The 11,878-nt window shown below is 64.0% G+C and carries 10 protein-coding genes; 8 read left to right on the forward strand and 2 right to left on the reverse strand.

The features are described 5' to 3' along the window. Positions 1-20 precede the first annotated feature (20 nt). From groL to Q0W88_RS05505, 7 genes are all read left to right on the forward strand, one after another. Positions 21-1,658, forward strand: coding sequence for a chaperonin GroEL (groL, locus tag Q0W88_RS05475; RefSeq protein WP_297800895.1), 1,638 nt, complete (start codon positions 21-23; stop codon positions 1,656-1,658). Positions 1,659-1,772: 114 nt separating this feature from the next. Further along, a complete protein-coding gene (locus tag Q0W88_RS05480) occupies positions 1,773-2,714 on the forward strand; it encodes a TraB/GumN family protein (RefSeq protein WP_297800897.1) in 942 nt (313 codons plus the stop codon). 51 nt (positions 2,715-2,765) lie between these two features. After that, the gene (locus Q0W88_RS05485) at positions 2,766-3,962 is read left to right on the forward strand and encodes a magnesium transporter (RefSeq protein WP_297800900.1); all 1,197 of its coding nucleotides are present in this window, start codon (positions 2,766-2,768) and stop codon (positions 3,960-3,962) included. After that, positions 3,952-6,675, forward strand: a complete 2,724-nt coding sequence (gene glnE / locus Q0W88_RS05490; protein WP_297800902.1) for a bifunctional [glutamate--ammonia ligase]-adenylyl-L-tyrosine phosphorylase/[glutamate--ammonia-ligase] adenylyltransferase — start codon at positions 3,952-3,954, stop codon at positions 6,673-6,675. Before Q0W88_RS05485 ends, glnE begins: the two co-directional genes overlap by 11 nt. A 124-nt stretch (positions 6,676-6,799) precedes the next feature. Beyond that, positions 6,800-7,390: a malonic semialdehyde reductase gene (locus Q0W88_RS05495; protein ID WP_297800904.1), complete on the forward strand. Its 591-nt coding sequence runs from the start codon at positions 6,800-6,802 to the stop codon at positions 7,388-7,390. Positions 7,391-7,429: 39 nt separating this feature from the next. Then, entirely contained in the window at positions 7,430-7,999 is a 570-nt protein-coding gene (locus tag Q0W88_RS05500; RefSeq protein ID WP_297800906.1) for a YceI family protein, read from the forward strand. A gap of 103 nt (positions 8,000-8,102) precedes the next feature. After that, positions 8,103-8,291, forward strand: a complete 189-nt coding sequence (locus Q0W88_RS05505) for a zinc-finger domain-containing protein (protein ID WP_297800907.1) — start codon at positions 8,103-8,105, stop codon at positions 8,289-8,291. Between the two features lies 1 nt (position 8,292). Here Q0W88_RS05505 and Q0W88_RS05510 read toward each other — a convergent pair whose 3' ends face one another. Continuing rightward, on the reverse strand, positions 8,293-9,195 hold the full coding sequence (locus Q0W88_RS05510) for a lipid A biosynthesis lauroyl acyltransferase (protein WP_297800909.1): 903 nt from the start codon (positions 9,193-9,195) through the stop codon (positions 8,293-8,295). Between the two features lie 29 nt (positions 9,196-9,224). On the opposite strand from Q0W88_RS05510, the gene waaA reads away from it, so the two are divergent. Further along, positions 9,225-10,520, forward strand: coding sequence for a lipid IV(A) 3-deoxy-D-manno-octulosonic acid transferase (gene waaA / locus Q0W88_RS05515; RefSeq protein WP_297800910.1), 1,296 nt, complete (start codon positions 9,225-9,227; stop codon positions 10,518-10,520). A gap of 10 nt (positions 10,521-10,530) precedes the next feature. Here the strand turns inward: waaA and Q0W88_RS05520 are convergent. Further along, positions 10,531-11,878: TolC family outer membrane protein (locus tag Q0W88_RS05520; protein ID WP_343212533.1), on the reverse strand; the 1,348-nt coding region annotated here is incomplete at its 5' end.

An 11,878-nucleotide genomic window follows, 5' to 3' on the forward strand; every position in this document is an offset into this window, starting at 1 on the left:
AATTACTGAGGAACACAATCATGGCAGCAAAAGATATCCGCTTCGGCGAAGACGCGCGTGCGCGTATGGTCAAAGGCGTCAACGTTCTCGCCAACGCCGTCAAGGCCACGCTTGGTCCGAAAGGCCGCAACGTCGTGCTCGACAAGAGCTTCGGCGCCCCGACCATCACCAAGGACGGCGTGTCCGTGGCCAAGGAAATCGAATTGGCCGACAAGTTCGAGAACATGGGCGCGCAGATGGTGAAGGAAGTCGCCACCAAGACCGCCGACATCGCCGGTGACGGCACCACCACCGCGACCGTGCTGGCCCAGGCGATGATCCGCGAAGGCATGAAAGCCGTGGCCGCGGGCATGAACCCGATGGACCTCAAGCGCGGCATGGACAAAGCCGTCGGCGCCGCCGTGGACGAGCTGAAGAAACTCAGCAAGCCCTGCGCCACCAGCAAGGAAATCGCCCAGGTCGGTTCGATCTCGGCCAACTCCGACCAGAACATCGGCGAGCTGATCGCCAAGGCCATGGACAAGGTCGGCAAGGAAGGCGTGATCACCGTGGAAGAGGGTTCCGGTCTGGAAAACGAACTCGACGTGGTCGAGGGCATGCAGTTCGACCGCGGTTACCTGTCGCCGTATTTCGTCAACAACCAGCAGTCGATGTCGGCCGAACTGGATGACCCGTTCATCCTGCTGTACGACAAGAAAATCTCCAACGTGCGCGATCTGCTGCCGGTGCTGGAAGCCGTTGCCAAAGCCGGCAAGCCGCTGCTGATCGTGGCCGAAGAAGTGGAAGGCGAAGCCCTTGCCACGCTGGTGGTCAACACCATCCGCGGCATCGTCAAGGTCTGCGCCGTCAAAGCTCCGGGCTTCGGCGATCGCCGCAAGGCGATGCTGGAAGACATGGCCATCCTGACCGGTGGTACCGTGATTTCCGAAGAAGTCGGTCTGTCGCTCGACAAGGCCACCATCAAGGATCTGGGCCGCGCCAAGAAAATCCAGGTCTCCAAGGAAAACACCACCATCATCGACGGTGCCGGTGAAGCCGAAGGCATCCAGGCCCGCGTCAAGCAGATCAAGGCCCAGGTCGAGGAAACCTCGTCCGATTACGACCGTGAAAAACTGCAGGAACGCGTGGCCAAGCTGGCCGGCGGCGTGGCGGTGATCAAAGTCGGTGCCGCGACCGAAGTGGAAATGAAGGAAAAGAAAGCCCGTGTCGAAGACGCCCTGCACGCCACCCGTGCTGCGGTCGAAGAGGGCATCGTTCCGGGCGGCGGCGTCGCGCTGATCCGCGCGTTGACCACCATCGGCACCCTGAAAGGCGCCAATGACGACCAGAACGTCGGTATCGCCCTGGCCCTGCGTGCCATGGAAGCCCCGCTGCGCGAAATCGTCACCAACTGCGGCGAAGAGCCGTCGGTGGTGCTGAACAAGGTCAAGGAAGGCACCGGTAACTTCGGTTACAACGCCGCCAGCGGCGAGTACGGCGACATGGTGGCCATGGGCATCCTGGATCCGACCAAAGTCACCCGTACCGCACTGCAGAACGCCAGTTCGATCGCCGGCCTGATGATCACCACCGAAGCGATGGTGGCCGAAGCGCCGAAGAAAGACGAGCCGATGATGCCGCAGGGTGGCATGGGCGGCATGGGCGGGATGGATTTCTGATTCCGTTCCCTTGTCGCACACCTACGGAAAACCCCGCTTTCGAGCGGGGTTTTTCATTGCAACATTCTTCACATCAACCTGTCATAGAATGCATCATCGCTTTCCGGAATCGCCATGCGCCTAACGCTTACCCTGTTGCTGTCCATCAGCGCCGCCCCGGTCCTGTCACAGGACGTTCCGGCTGCGCCGCCGGTGGCGGTCGCCAATACCGTCGAGGTCAAAGGCATTCTGCCCGGGCCCGGATTCTGGCAGGCCAGCAAAGGCGGCAACACCGTGTGGATTCTGGCCTCGATCAGGCCGGTGCCCAAGGGCATGGAATGGGAAACCATCAAGCTTGAGCGCCGTCTGGCCGAATCGCAGGCCTTGATCGGCGGCCCGTCGGTGAAACTCGACAGTAAACTCGGCCGGACGCTGCAGGAGATTCTGCCGCCGGAGACCTACCGGCGCTGGCAGGTGATGAAGCAGAAATACATCGGCAACGACAAGGATATCGAAAGCTGGCGTCCGATTTTCGCCGCGCAGGAATTGTATGAAAAGGCCATCCGCAAAGCCGGGCTGAGCAACGACGGCATCGTCTGGCCGGAAGCCAAGGATCTGGCCAAGGAAGCCGATGTGCCGGTGACGCGCCCGGAGATCACCGTGGATATCGGCGATCCGAAAAAATTCATCAAGGAGTTCAACAAGCGTGCGCTCAGCGACGTTGCCTGCTTCGAGAAGACCCTGGACAGCATTGAGCGCGATGTGCAGTTCATGGCCGAACGCGGCCGGCTCTGGGCGGTCGGTGACATCGCCGGCTACCGGCGCATCGCGCAGACCGATTTTTCCGGCGCCTGCATCGATGCCCTGGTCGGCTCCGGCATCGGACAAAGCGCCGGTTTGGGCGATGTGCAGCAACGCGCCCTCACCGCCTGGCTGCAGGCGGTGGATGCGGCGGCGGCGAAGAACCGCTCCACTGTCGCGGTGGTCAATATCAGCGAACTGATTAAACCCGGTGGTTTGCTCGAGCGCCTGAAGGCCCGCGGCTATATCATCACCGAGCCGGTGTACGTGCCGTAGGCATTGCCGGACATCTGCGTTAATCTATGGCAAACCCTCCAAGGAAGCGCCGTGGTCCGCCAAGACGAACTGTTCAGTTCCCGCCTGATGGCGCTGGATGCGCGTACGGCCGCCGGCTTGCTCGATCTCGAGCACCCGAATCTGGCCGCGCAACAACTCGGTGATCTGCCGCCGGCGCGGGCCATGGCCATTCTGCTGGCCCTGCCGGAGGATGTGCGTGAATCGATCATGGCCGCCAGCCATACCGGCGCGGCCTGGCTGCGTGCCGAACGCTACGCGCCCGGCACCGTCGGCAATCAGCTGGAAGAGCCGGTCGCGGCATTCCGCAAAGGCACCTCGGTGGCCATGGCGGTCGATCTTCTGCGCGAATTGATGCCGCAGCGCGAATTGAACCAGGTCTACGTGGTCGATCCCGACAACCGCCTGCTCGGCATCGTGGCCTTCCGCGAACTGCTGTTTGCCGAGCGTGGACAGTCGCTGGACCAGATCATGCAGCGCGAACCCTGCAGTCTGCGGCCCGAGTGGCCGCTCAATGAGGCCCTGTCACGGCTGTCCCTGCAGCCGCCGCTGACCTATCCGGTCTGCGACGACGACAACGTGCTGCTCGGCCAGGTGCACACGCACCGGCTGCACCAGCAGCAGGCCTTCGAATTATCGGGGCAACCCGGTTATCTGGTCGGCGTCGATCATGACGAGCAGTGGGCTTCGCCCTGGTGGCGCAAGTTCCAGTTCCGCCAGCCCTGGCTGCAGATCCACCTGTTCATGCTGTTCGTGGTCGGTGCCATCGTCAGCCACTTCCAGATCAACATCGCCAAGGCCACCCTGCTCGCCGTGTTCCTGCCGGTGCTGGCCGGCCTGTGCCGGACAATCGGCGCGCAATCGCTGGCCTGCACGCTGCGCGGCCTGAGCCTGTCGAATCCGGCGCGGCCGGTGAAACGCCAGGTCATCAAGGAAACCTGGCTCGGTCTGCTCAACGGCATTCTCACCGGTCTGCTGGCCGGGCTGGGCATGTTCATCATCGCCTCGCGTCACCCCGAGCAGGGTGATGCGGGCCAACTGGCCCTGTTGGTGGCATCGGCGATGGCGCTGAGCTGCATGAGCGCCGGCCTGCTCGGCGCCGCCATGCCCTTGCTGCTGCGCAAGCTCGGGGTCAATCCGGCCATGGCCGCCAATCTGGTGCTGTCCGGGCTTTCCGACATGATCAGCCTCGGCCTGTTCCTGTGGATGGCGGTGGCGTTTGTCCTATAAGGCCTTGCCGCCGGTTCTGGCCGCACTGCTGGCCGATCATCCCCGCAATGCTCCGCCGCCCGAGGCGCTCGCGCGACTTGCCGAGGTGTCCGATTTCGCCGTTGAGGTCCTGGTCCAGCAGCCCGGGCTGCTGGCCGGACTCGATGAACCGCTGCAGCCCCTTCACCTTCCTGAGGACGTGGAGTCCGAGTGGCCGGTGCGCATCCGCCGCTGGCGGCGTGCGCAATCGCTGAAATTGATCTGGCGGGATGTCTGCGGCACCGATACGGTGGAGCAGACCCTTGCCGGCAGCACCTGGATCGCCGAACAGGCCCTGCAGGCCGGATTCGCGGCCATCGATGCCCGGATGCGGCGCAGTCACGGCACGGTCCGTGACGGCGAGGGCGTTGAACAGCACATGACCGTGCTCGCCCTCGGCAAGCTCGGCGGCGGTGAGTTGAACTTCTCGTCGGATGTCGATCTGGTCTATGCCTTCAGCGGCCATGGCATCAGCGACGGCGAACGCCCGATCGCGGCGGAAGCGTATTTCACCCGGCTCGGCCAGCGTCTGGCCAATCTGCTCGATGAGGTGACGGCCGAAGGCTTCTGCCACCGGGTCGACCTGCGGCTGCGCCCGTTCGGTGCCAGCGGCCGCCTGTTGCTGTCGTTCAACGCCATGGAGCAGTACTTCCAGAGCGCCGGGCGTGATTGGGAACGCTACGCCTGGCTGAAGGCGCGCCCCGTGGCGGGCGATGCCGCCACCGGCTGGCGTCTGCTCGACATGCTGCGTCCGTTCGTATTCCGGCGTTATCTCGACTTCACCGCGATCGACGGTCTGCGCGAGATGAAGGCGAAGATCGAAGCGGAAGTGCAGCGCCGCGACAAGCATGACGATCTCAAGCTCGGGCCGGGCGGCATCCGCGAAATCGAATTCTACGTACAGGCCCTGCAGATCATCTACGGCGGCCGCCATCCGGAATTGCAGGTCAAGGGACTGCTGGAAGGATTGCTGCGGCTGCGCGAGGCCGGCCTGATCGCGCCGGACGCGGCGGAAAGCCTGCGTTCCGCCTATGTGTTCCTCCGGCGTCTTGAAAACCGCGTGCAGATGATGGCGGACGCGCAGGTACACCGGCTCCCCGACGCACCCGCATTGCAGCAACGGCTCGCCCGGGGGCTGGCTTACCCCGACATGCCGGCACTGCGGGTCGATCTGGAGCGTCACCGCGCAACGGTCGAGCAGCTTTTCGCCGGATTGCTCGGCGGGCCGGCCGGGCCCGCTGCGGAATCGGCGTCCGGCAGTGATCTGCCGTCGCTGGGTTTTGCCGACGCAGGTCGCCATGCCGAGCGGCTGGCGGCGCTGTTCGAGAGTGCAGCGGCGCAGGCCCTGGCCGACCGTTCGAAACAGCGGCTGCAACGCGTGGCCACGGCACTGACGCAAGCCTGCAGCAGCGCGCGCCGCCCGGATGACTGCCTTGCCCATGCCATCAGCTTCCTGCAGGCCACGCTCAAACGCAGCAGTTACATCGCCCTGCTCGACGAACAGCCGAATGCGCTCCGACGCGTGGTCGATGTTTTCGATGAAAGCCCATGGATGGCGCAGCAGCTGATCGACTATCCGCTGTTGCTGGATGAATTGCTGGACAGCCGCATCATCGCCCGCGGTTTCGATGCCCAGACGCTGCCGACGCAGATCGAGGCCCGCCTGGCCGGCCATGCGGACGATGCCGAGGCCGCGCTGCTGGCCTTGAACGAGTCCAGGCTCAGTCTGGCATTCAAGATCGCCTACCACGTCCTGTTCCACGGCATGGCCGCCACCGAGGCCAGCCGGCTGCTGACCCAGCTGGCTGAGCAGATGCTCGGCCATTGCAACCGCATTGCCGCCGCCGAAATCCGCCGCCAGCACGGCACGGTTCCGGATTCGGCATTTGCGGTCATCGGCTACGGCAGTCTCGGCGCGTCCGGCCTGTCCTTCAATTCGGATCTCGATCTGGTGTTTCTCAACCGGGTCGGACCGGTACAGGCCAGCGACGGCGCCCGCAGTCTGGATGCTTCGCGCTATTTCCTGAGGCAGGCGCAGAAATTGATCGCATTGCTGGATCTGACCACTTCGGCAGGAAGCCTGTATGAAGCCGACATCCGGCTGCGTCCGGATGGTGCCAAGGGTCTGCTGGTCAGTACGCTCGACAGTTTCGCGGCCTACCAGAAGCAACGCGCCTGGATCTGGGAGCTGCAGGCGCTGGTCCGTGCCCGCGCGGTGGCCGGCGACGCCACTCTATGCGCGGCGTTCGAAGGACTGCGTGCGCAGATCCTTTGTTCGGCGCGTGAGCACGCGCACCTCCATGCCGAAATCACCGCCATGCGGCATCGCATGCGCACGGAATTGGATCGCAGTCGTGACGACCGCTTCGATCTCAAGCACGGATCCGGCGGTCTGACCGATATCGAGTTTTTCCTGCAGGCTCAGGTGCTGATGCACGCCGCGGCCTGTCCGGAGCTGGTCGCTCACCGTGACAGCATCGCGCTTGCGCGGGCTCTGGCCGATTGCGGCCGGATCGGTGCCGACGAGGCCGCGCAACTGGCGGCCGCGGTCGAAACGCTGCAGGCTGTGAGCCTGCGTTGCCATCTGGCCCTGCAACCGCGCGTTGTGGCGGCGGACGCCGCCGTCCGCGATGTGCGTCGGCAGGTCGGCGCCATTCTGGCGCGTCACGGCTTCGATTTCGCAGAACCGCAATAATCCCATAATCGGAACAATCTTTTGATTTGTTGCGCTTACTGCTCCGCCGGATTTCCCGTACCATGAATTTCCCTCGCAGGCATTCCGTTGTCCGGCATGCCGCATCCATCGCCCCGGAGAACCCATGAGAACCGCCCTCAACCCTGCCGCGCTCGATCAGCTGTTCGGCAACGCCCGCACCCACAACGTCTGGCAGGATACGCCGGTGTCGGATGCGCAGCTGCAGGCCATCTATGAACAGACCAAATGGGGCCCGACCGCCGCCAATAGCTGTCCGGCGCGTTTCGTGTTCGTGAAATCGGCCGAAGCCAAAGCCAAGCTGGCACCGGCACTCGATGAAGGCAACCGCGCCAAGACCCTGCAGGCCCCGGTCAATGTCATCGTCGCCATCGACTTCGCGTTTTACGAGCAGCTGCCCAAGCTGTTTCCGCATGTCGATGCGCGCAGCTGGTTCGCCGGCAATGATGCCCTGATCCAGACCGCTGCGGTACGCAACGGCAATCTGCAGGGCGCCTATTTCATGCTCGCCGCGCGTGCCATGGGCCTGGATTGCGGTCCGATGTCGGGCTTCAACAATGCCATGGTCGACGAAGCCTTCTTCGCCGGCACCCCCTGGAAATCCAACTTCCTGATCAATCTCGGCTACGGCGACGACAGCAAGCTGTTCCCGCGCTCGCCCCGCCTTGAATTCGACGAAGCCTGCCGCATACTCTGACTGCAATCCCCCTTTCCGCCACCCAACCGAGGAATTCCCATGAAAAAATACGCCCTGCTCGCCCTGGCCGCCTTTGCTTTCGCCGGCACCGCCGATGCCGCCAAATACGCCATCGATCCCGGCCATACCCAGGTCCAGTTCTCCTACAACCACTTCGGCTTTTCCAACATCACCGGCCGCTTCGACCAGATCAGCGGTGAATTCGATCTGGATACCGCCGATCTGGCCAAGTCGAAAATTTCCGTGGAAATTCCGATCGCCTCCATTTCCACCGGCGTCAGCAAGCTCGACCAGCACCTGCAGAGCGCCGATTTCTTCGATGCCGCCAAATACCCGACCGCCAGCTTCAAGAGCAAATCGGTGCATGTGGCCAGTGCCAAGGAACTGCATGTCAGCGGCGACCTGACCATCCATGGCGTCACCAAGCCGGCCACCTTGACCGTCAAGGTCAATGGCATCGGCAACCATCCGATGAAGAAGATTCCGGCCGCCGGCTTCGATGCCAGCACCGTGATCAAGCGTTCCGATTTCGGCGTCGGCGCCTATGTGCCGGCGGTCAGCGACGAGGTCCGCATCAACATCACGCTGGAAGCCACCGAGGCCAAGTAAGGCCCCGTTGCCGCCTGTCGCGACAAAACCCGCTGCGGCGGGTTTTGTTTTGCCGATTGCCGCCTGAACGGGTAAAATGGCCGCTCACACAGGAGTCCGCCGCATGACCGCCAACGCCGCCAATACACCGAAAGAAACCGTGATTGAAGTGACGCGCGCGCAGCTGCCGCTGACCTGCCCGACGCCGGACATGGCGCTGTGGAACCAGCATCCGAAAGTGGTCATTCCGATCGAGGCCACCGGCAGCGCCAAATGCCCTTACTGCGGCGCGGCCTACCGTCTGGCCGATTGATTCAGTACGGGCTGCGCCCGTCCGGCTGGCGCTTGAAACGCGCATGCAGCCACAGATACTGTTCCGGACAACGGCGGATCATCGCTTCGAAAAGGGCCATGACGCGTGCGGTGTCGGCGACCGCATCGTCGCCCGGGAAGTCCTCGAGGATATTGCCGATTTCAATTTCGTAGCCGCCATCCGGCATGCGTCGGTGGAAAAACGGTACCACTGCGGCGCCGCTCAATTTCGCCAGCTGATGGGTCGAGGTCAAACTCCAGGCCGGGTTGCCGAAGAAGGGAACGAACACGCTGTCGCCGCGGCGGGTTTCCTGATCGGGGGCGAACCAGAGAATGCCGCCCGATTTCAGATGGCGCAGCACGGCCCGCAATTCATCACGGGTATACATGGCGGCGGTGTAGGCACGCCGCCCTTCGCTGACGCTCCACTCGAAAGCGGGCGAATCGAAAGGACGGTACATGCCGCCGATGGCCGCATGCCGGGCAAGGATCTTGACGCAGTATTCCAGAGTCATCAGATGCGCCGAGACCAACAGCACGCCTTTGCCGCGGGCCTGGGCGGCCTGCAGATGCTGCAGACCCTGAATCGGCGTCGCCGCATCGGCCGGACGAAGATTTCCCCACCAGCCGCGCGCGAATTCAAACAGCGAGAAGGCCATGGAGTCGAAGCTGTCCCGCCAGAGTTTTTCCTGTGCGGTTTCGTCCAGCCCGGGAAAGCACAGCCGGATGTTGGTTCGCGCGATATGCCCGCGTTCGCGCATCAGCAGGCGCATCAGCCGCGCCAGCAGCCAGGCCAGCGGACGGTAACAGGCCCAGGGCAGGTGCGCGATCAGCCAGCCGCAGCCGATGCCGATCCAGGACGGCAGGTGCGCAAACAGGGCGGGGCGGGGCGAGGGCTGCGGCACGTGCAGTGTCCTAGGTTATGCTTATCCAAATGGCTTCCGTATCTTATCCCATCCTTCCGCGCCTGATGTACGCCGCCCTGTGGCTGTTGGCGCTTCCGGCCGTCATCCTGCTGCTGCTTTTCCGCAGTCTGGCGCAACCGGGCTACCGGCGCCATCTGTCCGAACGGTTCGCCGTGTATCCGTCCGCTTCTGCCGCGGCGCCGCTGTGGTGCCATGCCGCTTCCCTGGGCGAGGTGCATGCCCTGAAACCCCTGCTCTTGGCCCTGCGTGCCGATTTCCCGGACCTGCCGCTGTTGATCACCTGCCAAACCCCGGCCGGCCGACAGGCCGCGCAGGCGCTCAAGCTCGCGGCCTGCAGCACGGTGTATCTGCCGATCGATCTGCGTTGGCTCACGCGCCGGTTTCTCGCCCATTTCCGTCCGCGCGCCGCCTTGATCGTGGAAACCGAAATCTGGCCGAATCTTTTTCAGGCCGCGCAGCGCGCCGGCATTCCCGTGATGATGGTCAACGCCCGCATGACCGAGCGTTCGTTGCGCCGTTACCGCCGGTTCGGCGGTGTGTTCCGGGGTGCCTTGTCGATCCCCGAGGCCATTCTGTGCCAAAGCGCTGCCGATGCCGCGCGGTTTGTTGCCGCCGGTGCCGCTGCCGATGCCGTGTCGGTCACCGGAAATCTGAAATGGGATCTGGCAGGGGATGCTGAAACGCAGACCTCCGGCCTTCGCCGTCGTGCGGCCTGGACGCAAACGCCGGTCTGGATGGCCGCCAGTACCCACCCGGAGGAAGAAGCCGCGGTGCTGGCGGCGCATGCCGCGGTGCTGGAACAGTGGCCCTCGGCCTTGTTGATCTGGGCGCCGCGGCATCCCGAGCGCTTTGCCGCGGCGGCAGCGCTGGCCGAGTCCCGGGGCCTCCGCGTGCGGCGACGCAGCCGTCAGCCGGAACCTTCCGCGCAAGCGCAGGTGTTCGTGATCGATACGCTCGGCGAGCTGCGCAGCTTCATGCCCGGCATGGATCTGGTTTTCGTCGGCGGCAGTTTGCAGGCCATCGGCGGTCACAATGTGCTGGAGCCGGCGGCGGCCGGCGTGCCGGTGCTGGTCGGTCCGCATACGGCGCATTTCGCCGACAGCGTGGCGGCGCTTGCCGATGCCGGCGGTCTGCTTCAGGTGGCCGATGCCGATGACCTGCGACAGTGCGTGACGGCACTGCTCGACGATGCCGCCCGGCGCACGGCCATGGCCTCGGCCAACATCAGTTGCGTGATGGCCAACCGCGGAGCGCTGGAAAAAACAAAGGCACGGGTTTCCCCGTGCCTTGGCTCGGCCGGTTGATTGACCGGAATTACTGCAGTTTGGCTTCGGCGTCTTCGGTCAGGAAGCGGTTGACCGCTTCGACATCGCTCACTTCCAGCGTACCGGCAGCCTGCTTCAGGCGCAGGGTGTTGACCAGATAGTTGTGGCGCGCACGCGAGTATTCACGGGCAGCGGTGAACAGCTGCTGCTGTGCCAGCAATACGTCGACGATGGTGCGCGTGCCGACTTCCAGACCGACTTCGCCGGCTTCCAGCGCGGATTTCGCGGAAACCACCGCCAGACGACGGGCCTCGACTTCGGCCAGACCGGATTCCAGGTTGCGATCGGCATTGCGGACCTGACGCGCGATCTGGCGCTTGGTCTGTTCCAGCTGCTCGGCGGCGATGTCGCGGGTGGAAACGGCTTGGCGCACGCGGGACTGGGTGGCGCCGCCGGCGAAAATCGGCACGACCAAGGCCACGTTGACGCCGGTCGAGGTCGAATCCTTGGCCGAGAACGGACCGGTGTTGCCGTCTTTCAGGGTGCTGTCGCTCCAGCTGGCGCTGGCATCCAGATACGGCAGGTGGCCGGAACGGGCCAGACGGACATCGTCTTCGGCCGCTTTCAGCGCGCTTTCGCGGGCAATCACGTTCGGATTGTTGGTCAGGGCATCATTGACCAGTTCTTCGGTCGGTTTGCGGGCTTCGCCGACCGGCTGGAAATCATTCGGCAGGCCTTTGATGCGCGACTCCGGCAGCGGGCCGGTGATTTCGAGCAGGGCTTCGCGGGCATCGATCAGCGCATTGCCGGCCAGAATGGTATTGGCACGCGAGGAATCGTAACGGGCACGGGCTTCATGCACGTCGGTAATCGGTGCCAGACCGACTTCCAGGCGCTTCTCGGCCTGATCGAGCTGACGTTTGACCGCGCGCTCTTCGGCACGCGATGCGGCCAGACTGTCGATGGCGGTGAGCACGTTGAAGTAGGCTTCCGAGACGCGGATGATCAGGCTGTCGTTGGCCGAATCCAGTTCCGAATCCGATTGCAGGGCGCGGGCTTTGCTGCCCGAAAGCCGGGCATAGTTGCCGTAGTTGTAAATGCTCTGGCTCAGGCTGGCGCTGTTCTGCTGCTGGGTGCTCGAGCTGCTGAAGGTGGTGTTGTTGTTCAGGGTGCCGTCGGTATCGTTCTTGTTCAGGCTCATGCGGCCGTTGATCTGCGGCAGCAGACTGGAGCGCGACTGCACCACGCCCTCTTTGGAGATGGCGTTCTGCGATTCACTGATGGCCAGCGTCGGATCGCCTTGACGGGCCTGGGTGTAGGACTGGACCAGATCGACGGCGAAAGCCGGCGAACCGCTCAGTGCCAGGGCGGTGGCCAAAGCCAGGGGGGTCGCTTTG

Source organism: Arenimonas sp. GDDSR-1 (assembly GCF_025980345.1).
Lineage (GTDB): Bacteria > Pseudomonadota > Gammaproteobacteria > Xanthomonadales > Xanthomonadaceae > Arenimonas.